We start from the raw sequence: 17,907 nt of genomic DNA, 5'->3' as shown, positions 1-17,907 counted from the left end.
CCGCCTCGATCACGCCTCGGGGTGCTGGAACACCAGCACCGCATTGGCCCCGCCGAAGCCGAAGCCGTTGGAAAGCACCCGCTCCAGCCGTGCATTGTCGACGCGCTCGCGCACGATCGGCATGTCGGCGAAGGCCGGATCGATCTCGTCAATATGCGCGCTCGCCGAGATGAAGCCGTTCTGCATCATCAGGATGGAGTAGATCGCCTCATGCACGCCGGTCGCGCCCTGCGAGTGGCCGGTGAGCGACTTGGTGGCCGAAATCGGCGGCGCCTTGTCGCCGAACACGGCGCGGATCGCCTCGATCTCCTTGAGATCGCCGATCGGGGTCGAGGTGGCGTGCGGGTTGATATAGTCGATGCCCCCCTTCACGCCGGAGAGAGCCAGATTCATGGCGCGGGCCGCGCCCTCACCGGAAGGGGCCACCATGTCGGCGCCGTCCGAGGTGGCGCCATAGCCGACGATCTCGGCATAGATGCGCGCGCCGCGCGCCTTGGCATGCTCCAGCTCTTCCAGCACCAGCACGCCGGCACCGCCGGAAATGACAAAGCCGTCGCGGTTCTTGTCATAGGGGCGCGAGGCGACGGCGGGGCGGTCATTATAGTCGGACGACATGGCGCCCATAGCATCGAACAGGCAGGAGAGCGTCCAGTCGAGATCCTCGCAGCCGCCGGCGAACATGATGTCCTGCTTGCCGTACTGGATCATCTCGGCGGCGTTGCCGATGCAGATATTGGTGGTCGCGCAGGCGGCCGAGATCGAATAGCTCAGCCCCTTGATCTTGAACCAGGTGGAGAGCGTCGCGGAAGCGGTCGAGCCCATCGCCTTCGGCACGGCGAAGGGGCCGACGCGCTTCGGGCTGGTGTTCTTGCGGGTGATGTCCGCCGCCTCGACGATGGTGCGGGTGGAGGAGCCGCCCGAGCCCATGATGAGCCCGGTGCGCTCGTTGGAAATCTCGTGCTCTTCCAGACCCGCGTCGCGGATCGCCTGGTCCATGGCGACATGGTTCCACGCCGTGCCGCCGCCGTGGAAGCGCATGGCGCGGCGGTCGACCACCTCGCTGGCATCGAGCTGCGGCGCGCCATGCACCTGGCTGCGGAAGCCGAGCTCGGCATAGGCGTCGGCCCGGCGGATGCCGCTCTTGCCCTCACGCAGGGAAGCCAGCACCTCCTGGGTGGAGTTGCCTATGGACGAGACGATGCCCATTCCGGTTACGACAACACGGCGCATAGGCTTCCTTTCCTTCAAAGCACGCGAGAGGATCGAGACAGGCGAGATGGCCCCGCCCGAGTGGCGCCGCAAGGGCGCACGGGTCAGGACTGGAACAGGCCGACCTTCAGGTCGCTCGCGCGATAGATCACCTCGCCATCGGCTTCCAACCAGCCATCGGCAATGCCGAGCACCAGCTTGGAGCGCATCACGCGCTTGAAGTCGATGCCGTACACGACCTTCTTCACCGTGGGCAGCACCTGGCCGGAGAACTTGATCTCGCCAGCGCCGAGCGCCCGCCCGCGGCCGGGAGAACCGAGCCAGCCGAGATGGAAGCCGACCAACTGCCACAGCGCATCGAGACCGAGGCAGCCGGGCATCACCGGATCGCCGATGAAGTGGCAGCCGAAGAACCAGAGGTCAGGATTGATGTCGAGTTCGGCTCGCACATGGCCCTTGCCGTTGGGGCCGCCATCCTCGGAAATCTCGGTGATGCGGTCGAACATCAGCATGGGCGGAGCGGGAAGCTGCGCGTTGCCCGGCCCGAAAAGCTCTCCGCGCCCGCACGCGAGCAGTTCCTCGTAAGTGAAGCTCGTCTGCCGCTCGACCATCGTCTCGGTATTACCCACGCTTGCTGTTTCCATACCTTGAGCGGCCCGCAGCCGCCGGTTTTGTGCGGCACGCGCGGACACTCTCCGGCCCGGCCACCTGACGCAGGGCGCTTCCTATCACAGCGCCCCGCGCGCTCAAAGCCGGCCGGCCGCCTGCGACCATGCCGAAAATGTCATCCCTATGACAATACCTGCGCACCGCCGCGCCTGAAAGTGGCAGAGGGTCGCCTCCGGCGCGGGCACATGCGCCGGCTGCGCCGAACGCGCCGCAGATTGGAACTGTTACGATTATTCCGCCCGATATTGCCCCGGCGGTCACCGTACCGATATAATGACAGTTGAAAAAGGTGCTCAGCGCCCGCTTCCGGCTTTGCCAGGGAGCGTGTCGCGGAGCCGGAGTTGCGGATCGACCTTGTCTCTCCCTTCGGGGGAAAGGCGGTAACGATGGTTCGGAAGACGAGATGAGCGAAGTTTTTCGCCCCCAGAACGTAGCCTTCTCCCGCATGGTAGTGGAAGAGGACGGCCCCGTGCTGCCGGTCGCCAAGCTGCGCGACGGGGCGGGCCGCACCGGCTGCCCGTTCCACGATGTGCGCCATATGCTGCGCGATGTCGGCTTGCGCCCCACCCGCCAGCGCCTCGCGCTCGGCTGGCTGCTCTTCGCCAAGGGCGACCGCCACGTCTCGGCGGAAATCCTGCACGAAGAGGCGATCAAGGCGCGCTTCCCGGTGTCGCTGGCCACCGTCTACAACACGCTGCACCAGTTCACCGAGGTGGGCCTGCTGCGCGAACTGGCGGTGGACGGCTCGAAGACCTATTTCGACACCAACCCGTCGGACCACCATCACTTCTTCCTCGAAGGCGAGAACAACCTCGTCGACATTCCCAGTGCCTCGGTCGAGGTCGAGCGGATTCCCGAGCCGCCGGAAGGCTATGAGGTCGCGCGTGTCGACGTGGTGGTGCGCCTGCGTCCCAAGCGCCGCTCCTGATCCACGCCATCCCGCGAAGTGTTTAAGGCCGGTCGCTCGACCGGCCTTTTTCGTTCTGGCGGTGCCGCCGGCTCACGCCCGCAGGAAGGCGGCAAGTTCGCGCAGCGCGGTTTTCGCCGGCGCGTCGCCAGCGCGGGCGACCAGCATGACCGTCGCGGCCGGCAGAACGGGCAGATTCAGCGCCGGGCCGACCTCGATGCTGCCCGCTGGCGCGAGATGGGCCGCCATGGGGGCGACCGCGAGCCCCGCCGCCACCGCCGCGCCGACCGAAGACACACTGCCGCCCGTGAAGGCTTCGCGCCAGCCAATCGCGGCCGAATCGAGCGCGGCGATGGCGGCCGCGCGCACGCCGCAGGGCGCCGCCAGCAAGGCGAGCGGCAGGCGGCCGGCATCGGCGTGCCAGCCGGGGCTGGCAAACCAGCCATAGCAGTCCTGCCGTAGCACCTGGCCGTCGCGCCGGTCGCCCTCGCGCCGTACCACGACGGCGTCGAGATCGCCGGCGTCGAAGGCATCCAGCAGGAGCCGCGAAAAGCCCATGCGGATGTCGAAGACGAGGCCGGGGCTTGCCGCCGCCAGCCGCCGCAACAGGCCGGGCAGCGTGTCGCCGGTGACATGATCGCTGATGCCAAGTCGTAGACGCCGCGGCGGCGCCACCTCCCACAGCCGCGCATCGCGATCGGCAGCCAGCAGGCGGCGCGCCCGCTCCAGAAACGCCGCCCCATCTGCGGTGAGACGGACAAGGCGCGGCGTGCGCTCCAGCAGGGTGCGGCCGAGGCGGGCTTCCAGCTTGCGCAGCTTCAGGCTTACCCCGGCCTGTGTGCCGCCCAGCGCTTCCGCCGCCCGAGTGAAGCTCGACAGTTCCGCGACATGGACAAAGGCGCGGACAAGTTCGAGGTCGAGAGGACGCTCATTCATTACAAAATGATATCATTGATATATTCAACAATAGCATTCTATCATGTATCTCAGCGCGCTACGAGTCTCCGCACACTGTTGCAAGGAGACCCGCCATGCCCATGATCCAGATCAAGTACGCCACTCCCGCCGTCGCCGCCGGGCTGGAGGCCGCCCTCGCCGCCCGCGCGTCGCAGCTCGCGCAGCAGCGGCTCGGAAAGGACCCGGCACTCACTGCGGTGCTGGTGGAGCGCGCCGACCCCTCGCATTGGTTCTGTGCGGGGCGCAGCCTCGCCGAAGCCGGCCTCTCCGGCTTCTGGCTCGATATCCGCGTGACCGAGGGGACCAACACCAAGGACGAGAAGGCGGCCTTCATCGCCGAGACCTTCGCCGCCTTCAGCGACATGCTCGGCCCCCTTCATGCGGAAAGCTATGTGCATGTGGTGGAAGCGCGCGGCGACGCCTATGGCTATGCCGGCCTGACCCAGGAGCGGCGCTACATCGCCGCCCGGTCGGCCTAGGGCTCAAGCTGGTAGGTGAGTGGCCGCCCGCAATTGTCTCGTCCCGCCGCTCCCGCCGCCAGGTGAGGGCCAGGAAACGCAGTCAACCGCCACCGGCGCGGCGGAGGGCGCCGCGCCGGGGCAAGGCTCATGCCTCTTCCATCGCTTCCAGTTCGCCGATCATGCGCTCGATGAGGCCGAGGCCGGTCTGCCAGAAGGCGGGGTCGCGGGCATCGAGGCCGAAGGGCTTGAGCAGTTCCGAGTGATGCTTGGTACCACCCGCCGCCAGCATGGCGAGATAGCGCTCGGCGAAGCCCTCCTGGGCGTTCTCATAGACCGCATAAAGCGAGTTCACCAGGCAGTCGCCGAAGGCATAGGCGTAGACATAGAAGGGCGAATGGATGAAGTGGCCGATATAGACCCAGTAATTCTCATAGCCGGGCCCGAGATGGATGGCCTCGCCAAGGCTTTCCGACTGGACTTCCATCCAGATGGCGCAAATACGCTCGGCGGTCAGCTCGCCATTCTTGCGCTCGGTGTGGATTCGGCGCTCGAAGGTGTAGAAGGCGATCTGCCGCACCACCGTGTTGATCATATCCTCGACCTTCGAGGCCAGCATCGCCTTGCGGGCGCGCGCGTCCGGCGCCGCCGCCAAAAGCCGGCGGAAGGTCAGCATCTCGCCGAACACCGACGCGGTCTCCGCCAGGGTGAGCGGGGTCGGTGCCATCAGCGCGCCATTCGGTGCCGCCAGCACCTGGTGCACGCCATGGCCGAGTTCATGGGCGAGCGTCATCACGTCGCGCGGCTTGCCCATATAGTTGAGCAGCACATAGGGATGGGCGGAGGGCACGGTGGGGTGTGCGAAGGCGCCGGTGGCCTTGCCCGGCCGCACGCCGGCATCGATCCAGCTCTTGTCGAAGAAGTCGCGGGCGATGTCGGCCATGCGCGGGGAGAAGGTGGAATAGGCGCCGAGCACGGTGTCGCGCGCTTCGTCCCAGCCGATCGGGCGCGTCTCCACCTTCGGCAGCGGCGCGTTGCGGTCCCAATATTCCAGCTTCTCCTTGCCGAACCACTTGGCTTTGAGCTTGTAGTAGCGGTGGGCGAGGCGCGGATAGGCGGCGTGGACGGAGGACACCAGCGCGTCCACCACTTCGCGCTCGACGCGATTGGCGAGGTGGCGGGAATCCGCGATGTCCTCGAAGCCGCGCCAGCGGTCGGAGATTTCCTTGTCCTTGGCCAGCGTGTTGGTGATGAGGGTGAACAGGCGCAGATTCTCGCCGAACACCTTGGCCAGCGCCTCCGCACCCTGTTTGCGCTTCTCCTCCTCCGGCTCGGCGAGGAAGTTCAGCGTCTGCTCCAGCGGCAGGCTCTCGCCGCCGACCTCGAAGCGCAGCCCGGCGATGGTCTCGTCGAACAGCCGGTTCCAGGCGCCGCGGCCGGTGACGCCCTTCTCATGGAACAGGTGCTCGATGCGGTCTTCCAGCTGATAGGGCTTTTCCGCCCGCACATCCTCGATCCAGGGCCGGTACTTGGCGAAGGCCGGGTCGGTGAGCGCCGATTCCATCTTGGCATCGTCGAGCCGGTTCAGCTCCAGCGTGAAGAACAGCAGATGCGTCGAGGCGTCGGTGAGCTTTTCCTGCACGTCGCCATAGAATTTGGCGCGCACGGGATCGGTGGTGTCACCGGAATAGACGAGGCCGGCATAGGAATAGAGCCGGCCGAGCCGGTCCTCGATCTTCTCGTAGCGGGCGATGATGAGCGCCATTTGCCCGCCGGCATCCGCGCCGTCGAGCACCTCGGCCAGCTTGCCCTTATAGGCTTCCTCGAAGCCCGCCGACTCGGCGGCGACCGCGGCGAGGTCGGCCGTGAGTTCGGGCGAATCCATCGCCGGATAGAGATCCGACAGGTCCCATTGCGGCAGGGAGCCGAGAGCGGCGGCGGACGCCTCCGGCGAACGGGGCGCGAAGGCGAAGGAATCGAAACGGCGCTGCATGGTCACTCCGGCGGGTAAGGCGAGGTGGCAGTGATATCGTGTGCCTTGGCGGGCTATCAACCATCCCGTTGCGAATTGGCAGCGTCGCCAAGGCGCGGCATTCTCTCCTGAACCTGCGCGTCCCGAGGAAAAAATGCGACCGCTGCTCCGAACTCTCGCCTGCCTGACCCTGTTTACCACTCTCGGCACCGCGCTGGCCGAGGCAGCGCCCCGCCGGATCGTGATCGTGCGGCATGGCGAGAAACACACGGCGCTGACGCTGTGCAGCCTCGGCAAGGAGCGGGCGCAGGCGCTGGCAGCGCAATATCTCAGCCCCACCAGCCCGATGAGCCTGATCCGCAACGACCCGCCGGCCGCCATTCTCGCCATGACCCTGCACACGGTGGAGACCGCCCGCCCGATCGCCCGCGCCTGGGACATGAAGCTCATTGCGCCGCCGATCGGCTACATCCCGATCCGCAACAACCGCTACTTCAACGCCAAGCTGAACGTGGTCAATCGCGACGTGGCGCGCGACCTGCTGGAAAATCCGCGCTGGCACGGCAAGACGGTGGTGATGGTGTGGGAGCATTTCCACATCGCCAGCGCGGCGCTGGAGGCTGAGTTCGCCGGCGAGCAGGTGACGCTGCGCCAGCTGCTGCATCTCGGCCAGGTGAAGGGCGTCAAGGGCGGCGTGCCGACGACCTGGCCAGACAGCAATTACAATTTCTTCTGGATCCTCACCTATGACCGCCCGGGCGATACGGTGCCGAGCCGGTTCGAGGTGGTGCGGCAGTACTTCGCCGAGCCTTATGCCAACCTGCCCTCCAATGACTGGGGCGCGCCGGAGCCCCGCCCGGCGAACAGCGGCTGCTCCTGACAAAAAAAGAGCGCCACAGGGGCGCTCAGTCTTGGTCCGTTTGGGATCGGCACGGTCAGTCGAAAGTGCGCTTCATCTTCTGCCAGGGCGAATTCTTGCCCTCATAGAGCGGGCCGAAGAAGGCGCGCGTCTTGGACTGGCCTTCGGTCTGGCGCACCTGCTGCTTGCGCACGCGCTCATGCTCGCGCAGCTGGGTGCGGTCGGAATTGTCGCCGAAGCGCGGCGTGTCGCGGGGACCGACGGACGTGGCGCCGGCAGGAACCGCCGCGAAAACAAGGCCCGCAGCCACCAGAGCGGCAACGCCGACCGAACTCATCCGAGTCTTCGTCATGTTGACCTCCTCAAGAAACGATCTTCTGGCCTGACAACACGGGGCACGGAAAATAGTTTCCAATAGAGACGGCCGCGGCTGACAAAATAAGCGTGCTCGTCGCGCCGGGCGTACGCCTACGCGCGGGGAACCTGTTGCGTATCGGGCCGTTGTTTGCGCGAAACCACGGGGGACCACCATGGCGATCACTTCTTCCACCTCCGCCGCCTTCACCCCACCCCTGCCGCTCAAAGGCGAGGCAGGGGCGGTGGTGATCCGCACGCTCGACGAGGCGCTGGTCTTCGCCGAGCGCAACCCGCATCCCGAAGGCGACTATGAAGGGATGATCCGCCGCCTGCAGGGCGCCCATCGCGAGGAAGACCGGATCGAGGCGGCGAACGCCTTCCGCTGGTGGTGCGAGGCGAATGGGCTGCTGGACGAAAGCGTCGGCTGAGCGGCGCGCGCGAGGCAGAAAACGACCGCGCCCCGGCGCTCCGCGATGGAGGCCGGGGCGCGCTTTTTCCGGACGCCCGATCTTGCGTCCGCTGGTCCTACTGGCCGATCAGCCGAACCACGGTAATGTTCTTGCTGCCGTCCTTGGCGGTGGTGACGCCACCGACGACGATCAGCGCATCGCCCTGCATCACCACGCCGTTCGCCGTGTCGTCGCCGTCGCCGAGCGAGAGGTTGACGATGCCGTTCGGGGTGCCGTCATCGGCGGTGCCGAACGCCTCGTCCAGCTCGCCCTTGGGGTTGTAGCGCAGCACCGCAATGTTGGTGCTGCTGCCCTTCTGGTGATAGCCGGCGACGATGATATTGCCGTTCTTGTCCATCGTTACATCGGTTGCATAGTCGTTGCCGGCGCCGAGCGAGGTGGCGACGAAGCCGTTGGGCGTACCGTCCTCGGACACGCCGAAGGCCTCGTCGAGCGAGCCGTCGGCGTTCAGGCGGGCAAGGATGACGTTGGTGCTGCCGTCCTTAGAGACGGAGTCGCCGGCGACAACGATCTTGCCATCGGCGGTGAGCGCCACCGCATTCGCCTCATCCGAACCGTCGCCCAGCGAGAAGCTGGCGACGCCGTCCGGCGTGCCGTCATTGGCCTTGCCGAAGGAGGGGTCGAGCGTGCCATCGGCCGTGAAGCGCAGCACGGCGATGTTGGTGTTGCCCTTCGGCCCGTGGGTGCCGACGACGACGATCTTCCCGTCCTGAGCCACGGCGAGGTCTTCACCGACATCATTGCCGTCGCCGAGCGATACGGCGGTGAAGCCGTCCGGGGTGCCGTCGCTGCCGTCGACGCCGAATTTGGCGTCCGCCGTGCCGTCGGTGTTCAGGCGGCCAATCACGATGTTGGACGTGCCGTCCTTGGCAACCGTGGTGCCGGCGATAACGACCTTGCCATCGGCGGTCAGGCCCACCGCGTTGGCGATGTCGTTGCCGTCGCCCAGCGAGATGTTCACCACACCGTCCGGCGTGCCGTCATTGGCCTTGCCGAAGCTGGAGTCGAGCGTGCCGTCGGTGTTGAGCCGCAGCACGGCGATGTTGGTGCTGGCGCCTTCCTGATGATAGCCCGCCACCACGATTTTGCCGTCGGTCTGCACCGCCACGTCGGTAGCAAAGTCGTCGCCCTCGCCGAGCGAGATGTTGACCACGCCGTCCGGCGTGCCGTCCTCGGCCTTGCCGAAGCTGGCGTCCAGCGTGCCGTCCTTGGCGTAGCGCAGCACGACGATGTCGTTGCTCTTGCCATTGTTGCGGTTGCCGACGACGACAACCTTGCCGTCCGGCGCCGTGGCAATACCGTTGGCGATATCGTCCCCGTCACCCAGCGACGTGCTGGCGACGCCGTCCGGCGTACCATCGGCCGTGCCGGCCCCGAAACTCTTGTCCAGCGACCCCGGTCCGGTCGCATCGGCCGCGAAGGCGCCCCCGAAGCCCGCCGAACCCCACGCCAGCGCCACCGCAATCGCCAGCGCCGCGCAGCCGCTGCGCGTCTTCACCCAATTCAGTTGATTCATGATGCCCTCTTAGCCCCGAGATCGGAGATGTCTTACGATAATACCATCTCTCGGCCGAATTCACCCCTCCCGAGGCTCCGGCCGCACGCAGCGCCGATAGGTTCAGCAACCGCTCACCTGATGATGCGAAGCCTTGCGGACAGATGGATGACACACGCCATCTGCGCCGCGACAACCGCGATGCGCCCACCGCTTCCGCGCATGGTGTTTTGGTACTCCCCACTCGCGTGGGGCGACAAGCTGTCGTGAGCGGCGGGCGGCGGAAAGCTGTTCCAAAATGGGGTGGAATTCCCTCCAGAATGGACGCAATTTTCGCGTGCGTGACGCAAGGCAATCGCACGCGATCGATCGCCGTTGCACGGCGTAGCGGTCAAGCGGACGAGGGAGATGGGCAGCAGAAGCGACGTGAGGGAGGCACAATCCGTCCGTGCGGCCGCAGGACACGCGAAGCCGACGGCCTCAGCCCGTCCGGGCTGTTCTCAGCGGTCAATGTCGGATGGGAAGGAATGGTGGGCGCGACAGGGATTGAACCTGTGACCCCCTCGATGTCAACGAGGTGCTCTCCCGCTGAGCTACGCGCCCATTCCGTGGTCTCTTGCGAGCGGGGCTCCCCTATAACCAGAAGCCCGGCTTGGTGCAAGCGGGGAATGGCAGCTGTGGATGACGCCGCCTTTCCCCACCGGTCGCGCGCGCGTCAGGCCGCCAGCATCTTGCCGACTTCGTTGACGAGATCGCGCAGATGGAAGGGCTTGGAAAGCACCTTCGCATCTTTCGGCGCCTGGCTGTCGGCATTGAGCGCGACGGCGGCGAATCCGGTGATGAACATCACCTTTATGTCCGGGTCGAGATCGGTGGCGCGGCGGGCGAGTTCGATTCCGTCCATCTCCGGCATGACGATGTCGGTGAGGAGCAATTCGAACGGCTCCTCGCGCAGCCGGTCATAGGCGGAGCGGCCATTGTCGAAATCGGCGACCTCATAGCCGGCATTCTGCAGCGCCTTCACCAGAAAGCGGCGCATGTCATTATCGTCTTCGGCGAGCAGGATCTTGAGCATCCCGGGCATCCTGATTGTCCTGAGGCGGCCATGGCGGGCATCGGGTGAACCGACACGCGCACCGCGCCGCGTACACGTTCTCCTTGGGTACTCCAGCGCCCCTTAGCACATCGTGAACGTGCGCCCGTTTCCCTCGCGCGGACGTGTGCGCAAAAACCGGCGCGCCCGCGCCCGCCTGCATTCCGCCCCGCCATGCGCCATGTTAGAGACGAAGGTCAGGCCCGCGCGCGGTGGGGCCGGAACCGGATTGAGGAATGATGGCCGTCATTGCCGAGACGATCGACCCCGCCTTCGAGATCGTCCAGCCGGCCGCGCTTCGTGCCCCGTTCCTGTTCAATTCGCCCCATAGCGGCATCGTCTATCCCCGCGCCTTCGTCAGCCAGTCGCGGCTCGATCTGCCCGTTCTGCGCCGCTCGGAGGACAGCTTCGTCGACCGCCTGTTCGCCGAGGTGACACGATTCGGCATGGGGTTCATGCGCGCGCATTTCCCGCGCTGCTATCTCGACGTGAATCGCGAGCCCTATGAGCTCGACCCCCGCATGTTCGAAGGGCGCCTGCCCGCCTATGCCAATACGCGCTCCATGCGCGTCGCCGGCGGGCTCGGCACCATCGCCCGCATCGTCGGCGAAGCGCAGGAGATTTATGGCCGGCGCATTCCGGTGGACGAGGCGATCGCCCGCATCGAATCGCTCTACAAGCCCTATCACCGCTCGCTGCGGCAACTGATGGCGCAGATGCAGCGCAGCTTCGGCGTCGCCGTTCTCGTGGACTGCCACTCCATGCCGTCCGGCTGCCAGCGGGACGGGCGCATCGACATCGTGCTCGGCGACCGCTACGGCACGAGCTGCGCCGGCATCATTCCCGACACGATCGAGGCTGAACTGCGCCGGCGCGGCTACAGCGTGGTGCGCAACAAGCCCTATGCCGGCGGCTTCATCACCGAGCATTACGGCAACCCCGCCTCCGGGATGCATGCGGTTCAGATCGAGATCAACCGCGCGCTCTACATGCGCGAGGCGACCTACGAACCGTCCGAAAATTTCGAAATCGTCCAGAACGATCTGCTCGAAGTCGCGCTCGCGCTGACTGAGATACCGCATCTCGACCTCGCGCCGCTGCGCACAGCGGCTGAATAATCCATATTTTTCAATTCACTGACGAGACGTTTCAAATTTTTGATGGGGCGACGCAAAAAACCTCATCGCAGAGCCTTGCATTTTAGACATGCGAGCTATACCAATTCTGCACGCTCGGTTCCGGGCTGAAATCCACCACCGATTGTTCGGTCAAAGCCGCTGAAAAAGCGGGGGGAAAGGTCGGTCCGAAAGGACGGACGGGCTCTCAAAGAGAGACCACGGAACCGCAACGGGACGACCGGCAAGATGGCAGAAGCCACGGCAGGCGTCTTCGTCCGGCGCAAAAGAAAGAGGCCGCTTACGCAGCGCGCAAGCGGCCCAAGTCTAGGGAGGAAACGCCCAAGGAGGGCTGCACGGAGCGACGCCAATCGCTGCGTGCGAGTGCAAGATGTAGGTGCATTGCGGAATAATCAAGGCAAGCACCGTCAGTTTCTGGCATACCAAATACGGTGGCATGAGCGGTGTGACATTAATACCGCAATCTGCCGTATCAAATTACCTTTCAGGAGCGCTTGGCGCCCTGCCGGGCGTTGACGGAGCCGACCGGGGGGTCGCGGCACGTCAGCGCCCGCTTCCGTTTTGAGGCCCAGCGCGCGGCTCGCGATGACAGTACCGGAATCAGGGCGTCGCGCTGTCTTTCCGGCTACCGCCTGGGGCGCGGCAGCTAGCGAGGTGGCCGACCTGTCCCACCTCCCACCTCCTCCTTCCCGGCTTTGACCCGCGAGACGGACGTTTGGCGGAGCCCTCGCCACGCTGCGCGTGACCGAAGGAGACCTGGGCGCCCGATCCCATTGAGCACCCGAGACCAGCTTGACATGCGACCGGAAGAGGATGGCCCTTACGGGGCCCGCCCCGCCCGGCGTTCCGGTTCCACTGCCGTCAAGAAATGCCGTTGCGGCCGGGATCACTGCCGCGCTTCAACCGGTTTGCCGGTGAGCCTCCTCGCGTGCCCGCCCCGGTTCAGGCCCCACCCCGCAGCCGGGGCGTGGCAAAGCGAATAGGTGACGGCTCATCGGCCCGAGCCCGCCCCGCCCCCGGATCAGTACCGGTCACGAAAGGGCTCCGCGATCCCGCACCTTGGCGGCACTAAAGGTGGAACGATGGCGCGCGACCGGCCTTCTGAGATCGCGCGCAGGGCCACAGCGGGTCGGCGCCGGCGCCGAAAAGAAAGAGGCCGCTTACGCAGCGCGCAAGCGGCCCAAGTCTAGGGAGGAAACGCCCAAGGAGGGCGGCGGCAGCGTGACGCCAATCACGCCGCCGCAACGCAATAAACATAGACCTGCGACGCCGCGGTGACAACGGCGAAACGAAAGAAACGAAACTGGCAATTGGTCGCAGGCGCTCAAATGACGACAATCGCGCATCCAGCGCGCGTGGCCCGGATATCGGCCTGCGGTGCGTTTGAGCGCCGCCCGACATCGTCCTGAACGCGGCGACCACCCGGGCGGCCGGCTCACGCTGCCCTGTGCCGCGCGCGCCAAGCGGCGAAAAATATCGTTTATTTTCAGGTGGATGGCTAAAAAAGAAAGGGGCCGCTCACGTTGCCGGAGCGGCCCAAGTCTAGGGAGGAAACGCCCAAGGAGGGCGGCGGTGAAGCGACGCCAATCGCTCTACCGCGCTGCAATAATATGGCAGGTTCGCTTCTCCGGCGCAACGCCGGAATTGCCCATTTCTTGACCCTGCCGGAATGGCAGCCATGCGCTTGGCGCGGGGCAAAAACGAGGGGCGCCCCTCACCTCGCGCAGGAGTCGCGGCAGCATCCGCGCGCGCCGTGCCACGCATAGGGCAATTGCCGTTCCCTGCGCTGCCCGGTAGGAAGTGAGGGCGCCGGACGGAACGGGCCGGCAGGGGCAGCAGCAGGGGCAGGACCAGATGGGCGCGGTGGACTTCGAGAGCTTCGTCGACGAACTCGCCACCGTGTCCGGGCAGGCCATACTGCCCTTCTTCCGCACCGCTCTGGGTGTCGAGGACAAGAGTCGCGGCGCGGTGTTCGATCCTGTCACCGCCGCCGACCGCGCCGCCGAGCAGGCGATGCGGTCGCTGATCCGCCGCACCTTTCCCAGCCACGGCGTGCGCGGCGAGGAGTTCCCCGATGAGGGCCTCGATGCCGATTATGTCTGGGTACTCGATCCCATCGACGGCACAAAGTCCTTCATCAGCGGCATGCCGGCCTGGGGCACGCTGATCGGCCTGTGCCGGCAGGGCGAGCCGGTCTTTGGCATGATGCATCAGCCCTTCATCCGCGAGCGCTTCACCGGCGACGGCGCGCAGGCGCGCTATCGCGGCCCGGCCGGCGACCGCCGGCTCACCGTCCGCCCCTGCGCCTCCCTGGGCGAAGCTGTCATGATGACCACCAGCCCGCTGCTGATGGAGGAAGGCAACCGCGCCCTCTACACGGAAGTCGAGAAGCGCGTGCGGCTGCCGCGCTATGGCGGCGATTGCTATGCCTATTGCATGCTGGCCGCCGGCCATGTCGATCTCGTCATCGAGACCAATCTGAACGATTTCGACATTCTGCCGCTCACCCCCATCGTTCAGGGCGCGGGCGGCATCGTCACCAATTGGGAGGGCGGCTCCGACCTCTCCGGCGGCCGCGTCGTCGCCTCAGGCGACCGCCGCCTGCATGAAGAGACGCTGAGCGTGCTCAACCGCGGCTGAACCTCCCCAGCACGACGTCAGGCGGCCGCGCTGCCGGGAATGAAGGCATCGAAGGCGGCGAGCAACGGCTCGCGGAACAGGTCGCGCTCCTGCAGCAATTCGTGCCGCGCGCCGGGAATGATGATATGCGCGCCGGCGATCAGCCGGGTGCCGAGATGCTCGATGCTCGGGGTGGAGACGATCTTGTCCGCGCCGGCGCCCACCATCAGCAGCGGCTGGCGGATCGCCCGCGCCGAGGCCGGATCGGCCAGTGTCTCCATCAGGTCGAAGGCGGCCTTCACCCAGCCGATGGTCGGGGGGCCGACTTCGAGCTGCGGGTGCTCCATGGATATGGTGAGGTTGCGGGCGAAGCGCGTGGCGTCGGAGGTGAGGCGATTGCCCTCGAAATGCACCTCGTGCAGCGGCCGCACCTTGCGGGTCGGCACATAGGCGCGCGACAGGCCGAGGCGCGACAGGGTGCGGGCGATGCGCCGTGCCGCGACATCGTGCTTGAGCAGCGAGAGGTCGAGCATGGGCGCGACCAGGAACATGCGCTCGAACGACTGGCCACCCCGGCGTGCATGGTCGAGCAGGATCGCCGCGCCCATGGAATGGGCAAGGGCGAAACAGGGCCCCGGCATGTCCGGCAGCACCACCTCGCGCAGCAGCGCCTCAATGTCGAGCTGATAGTCCGCGAAGTCCTTGATATGGCCCTTCATGGGGTTGGACAGCAGCCGCTGTGAACCGCCCTGCCCGCGCCAGTCGAGCGCGGCCACCGCGAAGCCCCGGCGCAGCAGGTCCCGCACGGTTTCGAAATACTTCTCGATTTTCTCGGTGCGGCCGGGAAAGACGCAGACCGTGCCGTGACACACCTCGCCCAGCGGCATCCAGCGGGCGAAACGCAGCCGGATTCCATCCGTGGCGGTGACCGCGCCGCACAGGGCACCTTCCGGCACCGGATTATCCCGGGTCGAATAGAGAACGGGTTTAAAGCTCATGTCGCCGCGCGTTGATTTTTGCCCCAGCGGCTTATAGCGAAGCCCCGGCACGGGGCAAAGGCGCAAAAGCGCGCAAAGCGCCGCAACGTCAGGCTCGCGCAAGCGGCGGCGGCCTCAGTAGCGCTTGTCGCCGAAGCCGATCACCTTCATGCCGCTGATGGCGCCGGACGCGCCGTCCACCACCACCTGCACGCGCTCGCCGCGCGGGCCGTTGGCTTCCAGAAGAATGGTGGCCCCGCGCCGGCGGATCACGGAAATGTTGGAAAAGCCGCGCGCGCTCAGCATCCGCACCGCCGCGTCGGCATCGACCGGCCCGCCCGCCCGGCCGCCCGGCGGCGCGTCATAGGGCGCGTAGGGGCCCGGTCCCGGCGTATAGGGCCCGGGCGGCGGTCGATAATTCTGGGCGAACGCGGCCATGCTCCCCGGCAGCAGCGGGGGAAGCGTCCCGACCAGCAGTCCCACGGCGACGGCCAGCGCCACCGGTGCCCGCGTCCTCACTCCACACACCCCTCGATCGGATCTTTACCGACCTTCGATCCCTTAGCCAGCCGGCACTGAATAGGGCCCGAGCCCCTCGTTCATCCCGCGTTCATGTGCGATGCGCGCGGGCCGCGACAGGCGCGCAACCGATTTCGCCGCGAGCCTCTTGCGCGCCGCAAAGCCTTTCCTATTTCGCTGTTGTACCGGCCAGAAGGCGGTACGTGAACCGGGTTCGGCTCAATTGAGAGAACCCTTCTGCATGTCGCTTAATGTGAGGATATGCCATGCGTACGTTTGACCTTACCCCCCTGCACCGTTCGACGGTCGGCTTTGATCGCCTGTTCTCACTGCTGGACCAGGTGAACAGCCTCGACACCGCCCCCACCTATCCGCCCTACAATATCGAGCGCACCGGCGAGAACGCCTATCGCATCACCGTCGCCGTCGCCGGCTTCACTGCGGACGATCTGTCCATCGAGGTGAAGGAAAATGGCCTGTCCATTCGCGGCGATCGCAAGGTTGAGGCCGGCAAGCCGGCTGACGTGCTCTACCAGGGCATCGCCGCCCGCGCTTTCGAGCGCCGCTTCCAGCTCGCCGACCATGTGGAAGTGCGTGGCGCCAGCCTCGCCAACGGCCTTCTGCATGTGGAACTGGTGCGCGAGATCCCCGAGGCGATGAAGCCCCGCACCATTCCCATCGCAACCGGCGCCAGCGCGCCGCGCGTGATCGAGGCCAAGACCAGCGAGGCGAAAGCCCGCGAGGCCCAGGCCGCGTGAGCTTTATGCCGCGTTAGCGAAGCCGACGGCCTGCTGCGGGTGAGGACCGTCCCCGCAGCGGCGACCCGGCTCTCCATCTGACGAAAAGGGCGCCCCGGCGGACCACCGGGGCGCCCTTTGCGTTGCGGGCAGGAGGTCAGTCCTCCGTCGGCGCCGGCTTGCCCGAAGCGCCGCGCGCATAGACCGAGGCGGTTCCGGCCGGCACGGTGCTGCCGGTGCCGACGCCGGTTCCCGTGCCGCTGCCGGCCGGGGGAATGGCGGGCGTCGCAGCGGCAGCCTTGGCCGGTTCGGTGGGCGGCGGGGCCGCAGGAGGCGCCGTGGACGCCGTTGCCGGGGGCATGGCGCTCGGCGGAACGGCGGTTCCCGGGATGATCCGCACCGGGCTGGCAGCGCCCGGGGCCGGTTCGCTCGCACCCGCCGCAGCGGAGGGGGACGCGGGGGGCGCCGCATCGGCCACCGGAGCCGGCGACGCCGGGGCGGACGACGCCGAATCCGGTGCAGCGGCGGGCAGCACATCGGCCGAAGGCTCCGGCGCCGGGATGGCGGCGAGCTCCGGCGGCCGCGCGGGCGGCAGCGGCGCCACCGCCGGCAGCGCCTGACGGGCGGGTGCGGCCGGCGCGGCCCCCACCGGCCCCTGCCCGATCGGGTGCATGGCGATCACCTCGCCGCTATAGGCATCGATACGCACGCGCATGCGCGCACCCGAGCGCGCGGTGGCATCGACGAGATAGGTGTTGCCGTCGACACGCGGCCGGCCGATGGCGCTCATGCCCATGGAGCGCAGCATCGGGGCGACATCGGCGAAGGGAAAGCGACCCGGCGCCTGATAAAGCGGCGGTGGGGGTGGATAGGCGGCAGGCGGGGGATAATAGACCGGGGGCGGCGGGTAATAAGCCGGGGGCGGGCCGTAATAGCGCTCCACATAGACCCCGCCATAGGGCCGGACATACATCTGCGCCTGCGCCGGCAGGCTGATGAGGGTGCATAGGCCGGCCAGCGCCGGCACGGCCACCGCGAGGCGCCGGGGCAAGCGGGCGGTCGGCGCGCAGGGCATCGGCATGGACATCTCCGAAGCGGAAGGGCGAGCGGGCAGCGAAGCCGCAAAATGCGGCATCGGCAAGACCTTGGCCATGTCTCCTCCCCTCCCCGCCCTCGCAACCACGCCGGCGGCAACGGCGACCTTCAGACGCAACGGCGTTGCGCGCGGAGGCCAGGCGCCTTACCGTTCGTTTCGCTTCGCGCGCGCGCTTCGCAAGAAGATTGAAAAAACGCGCCGGCGATTGCACGCGCGCCGCTTGTGCGCGGGCATCAATTCTGGCATCTTCGCGGTTGATAGGGCAGGTATGCTGTCCTATAATTCGCGGCCCAGCCCTTCTGAGGGCGTGGCACGGCGGATGCTAGCGTAGTTCGGCGAGCGGGAACGCCTTGCGGGAGAGCGCCCCGCGGGAACAG

The 17,907-nt window shown here is 66.9% G+C and carries 18 protein-coding genes and 1 tRNA gene; 8 read left to right on the top strand and 11 right to left on the bottom strand.

Going from position 1 to position 17,907, the window contains the following annotated elements; genetic code table 11:
- Window positions 1–9: 9 nt before the first annotated feature.
- Both fabB and fabA read right to left on the bottom strand, forming a co-directional pair.
- Window positions 10–1,230 carry a beta-ketoacyl-ACP synthase I gene (gene fabB / locus J2S75_RS16005; protein WP_307021151.1) on the bottom strand — a complete coding sequence of 407 codons (1,221 nt, stop codon included), beginning with the start codon at window positions 1,228–1,230 and terminating at the stop codon, window positions 10–12.
- A gap of 83 nt (window positions 1,231–1,313) precedes the next feature.
- Window positions 1,314–1,820, bottom strand: a complete 507-nt coding sequence (fabA, locus tag J2S75_RS16000) for a 3-hydroxyacyl-[acyl-carrier-protein] dehydratase FabA (protein ID WP_307021337.1) — start codon at window positions 1,818–1,820, stop codon at window positions 1,314–1,316.
- Between the two features lie 461 nt (window positions 1,821–2,281).
- Here fabA and irrA point away from each other — a divergent pair, with 461 nt between their 5' ends.
- A complete protein-coding gene (gene irrA, locus J2S75_RS15995; protein WP_279613732.1) occupies window positions 2,282–2,806 on the top strand; it encodes an iron response transcriptional regulator IrrA in 525 nt (174 codons plus the stop codon).
- 72 nt (window positions 2,807–2,878) lie between these two features.
- Here the strand turns inward: irrA and J2S75_RS15990 are convergent, their stop codons facing one another.
- Window positions 2,879–3,721, bottom strand: coding sequence for a LysR family transcriptional regulator (locus J2S75_RS15990; RefSeq protein WP_307021147.1), 843 nt, complete (start codon window positions 3,719–3,721; stop codon window positions 2,879–2,881).
- Between the two features lie 95 nt (window positions 3,722–3,816).
- On the opposite strand from J2S75_RS15990, the gene J2S75_RS15985 reads away from it, so the two are divergent.
- Complete coding sequence (locus J2S75_RS15985) at window positions 3,817–4,221, top strand: tautomerase family protein (RefSeq protein ID WP_307021144.1); 405 nt, start codon at window positions 3,817–3,819, stop codon at window positions 4,219–4,221.
- Window positions 4,222–4,348: 127 nt separating this feature from the next.
- On the opposite strand, the gene J2S75_RS15980 is transcribed toward J2S75_RS15985, so the two are convergent.
- Complete coding sequence (locus J2S75_RS15980) at window positions 4,349–6,193, bottom strand: M3 family oligoendopeptidase (protein WP_307021142.1); 1,845 nt, start codon at window positions 6,191–6,193, stop codon at window positions 4,349–4,351.
- Between the two features lie 133 nt (window positions 6,194–6,326).
- Here J2S75_RS15980 and J2S75_RS15975 point away from each other — a divergent pair, with 133 nt between their 5' ends.
- The gene (locus J2S75_RS15975) at window positions 6,327–7,052 is read left to right on the top strand and encodes a histidine phosphatase family protein (RefSeq protein WP_307021140.1); all 726 of its coding nucleotides are present in this window, start codon (window positions 6,327–6,329) and stop codon (window positions 7,050–7,052) included.
- A 55-nt stretch (window positions 7,053–7,107) separates the two neighbouring features.
- On the opposite strand, the gene J2S75_RS15970 is transcribed toward J2S75_RS15975, so the two are convergent.
- Window positions 7,108–7,383: a hypothetical protein gene (locus J2S75_RS15970; RefSeq protein WP_307021138.1), complete on the bottom strand. Its 276-nt coding sequence runs from the start codon at window positions 7,381–7,383 to the stop codon at window positions 7,108–7,110.
- 178 nt (window positions 7,384–7,561) lie between these two features.
- On the opposite strand from J2S75_RS15970, the gene J2S75_RS15965 reads away from it, so the two are divergent.
- The gene (locus J2S75_RS15965; protein WP_307021136.1) at window positions 7,562–7,816 is read left to right on the top strand and encodes a hypothetical protein; all 255 of its coding nucleotides are present in this window, start codon (window positions 7,562–7,564) and stop codon (window positions 7,814–7,816) included.
- Window positions 7,817–7,913: 97 nt separating this feature from the next.
- Here the strand turns inward: J2S75_RS15965 and J2S75_RS15960 are convergent, their stop codons facing one another.
- The 3 genes from J2S75_RS15960 to cpdR form a co-directional block, all read right to left on the bottom strand.
- Window positions 7,914–9,374 (bottom strand): hypothetical protein, encoded by a 1,461-nt coding sequence (locus J2S75_RS15960; RefSeq protein WP_307021134.1) that lies wholly within the window; start codon window positions 9,372–9,374, stop codon window positions 7,914–7,916.
- A 507-nt stretch (window positions 9,375–9,881) separates the two neighbouring features.
- A tRNA-Val gene (locus tag J2S75_RS15955) sits at window positions 9,882–9,956 on the bottom strand.
- Between the two features lie 112 nt (window positions 9,957–10,068).
- Window positions 10,069–10,428: a cell cycle two-component system response regulator CpdR gene (gene cpdR / locus J2S75_RS15950; protein WP_244450848.1), complete on the bottom strand. Its 360-nt coding sequence runs from the start codon at window positions 10,426–10,428 to the stop codon at window positions 10,069–10,071.
- 254 nt (window positions 10,429–10,682) lie between these two features.
- On the opposite strand from cpdR, the gene J2S75_RS15945 reads away from it, so the two are divergent.
- Both J2S75_RS15945 and hisN read left to right on the top strand, forming a co-directional pair.
- Window positions 10,683–11,564: an N-formylglutamate amidohydrolase gene (locus tag J2S75_RS15945; RefSeq protein WP_307021132.1), complete on the top strand. Its 882-nt coding sequence runs from the start codon at window positions 10,683–10,685 to the stop codon at window positions 11,562–11,564.
- A 1,872-nt stretch (window positions 11,565–13,436) separates the two neighbouring features.
- Complete coding sequence (gene hisN, locus J2S75_RS15940) at window positions 13,437–14,222, top strand: histidinol-phosphatase (RefSeq protein WP_307021333.1); 786 nt, start codon at window positions 13,437–13,439, stop codon at window positions 14,220–14,222.
- Between the two features lie 17 nt (window positions 14,223–14,239).
- On the opposite strand, the gene J2S75_RS15935 is transcribed toward hisN, so the two are convergent.
- Window positions 14,240–15,199 (bottom strand): alpha/beta fold hydrolase, encoded by a 960-nt coding sequence (locus tag J2S75_RS15935; RefSeq protein WP_307021131.1) that lies wholly within the window; start codon window positions 15,197–15,199, stop codon window positions 14,240–14,242.
- Window positions 15,200–15,313: 114 nt separating this feature from the next.
- Complete coding sequence (locus J2S75_RS15930) at window positions 15,314–15,697, bottom strand: hypothetical protein (RefSeq protein WP_307021129.1); 384 nt, start codon at window positions 15,695–15,697, stop codon at window positions 15,314–15,316.
- A 266-nt stretch (window positions 15,698–15,963) separates the two neighbouring features.
- Between J2S75_RS15930 and J2S75_RS15925 the strand changes: the two genes are divergently transcribed.
- On the top strand, window positions 15,964–16,455 hold the full coding sequence (locus tag J2S75_RS15925; RefSeq protein ID WP_307021127.1) for an Hsp20 family protein: 492 nt from the start codon (window positions 15,964–15,966) through the stop codon (window positions 16,453–16,455).
- 136 nt (window positions 16,456–16,591) lie between these two features.
- Here the strand turns inward: J2S75_RS15925 and J2S75_RS15920 are convergent, their stop codons facing one another.
- Window positions 16,592–17,515, bottom strand: a complete 924-nt coding sequence (locus J2S75_RS15920; protein WP_307021125.1) for a hypothetical protein — start codon at window positions 17,513–17,515, stop codon at window positions 16,592–16,594.
- Here J2S75_RS15920 and J2S75_RS15915 point away from each other — a divergent pair.
- Window positions 17,514–17,861 (top strand): hypothetical protein, encoded by a 348-nt coding sequence (locus tag J2S75_RS15915; RefSeq protein ID WP_307021122.1) that lies wholly within the window; start codon window positions 17,514–17,516, stop codon window positions 17,859–17,861. The genes J2S75_RS15920 and J2S75_RS15915 overlap by 2 nt on opposite strands.
- The last annotated feature ends 46 nt before the right edge of the window (window positions 17,862–17,907 follow it).

This window comes from Ancylobacter polymorphus (assembly GCF_030813495.1).
GTDB classification, from domain to species: Bacteria; Pseudomonadota; Alphaproteobacteria; order Rhizobiales; family Xanthobacteraceae; genus Ancylobacter; species Ancylobacter polymorphus.
The sequence above is the reverse complement of the archived record's forward strand: the minus strand, read 5'-3'. Positions and strand labels throughout refer to the sequence as shown.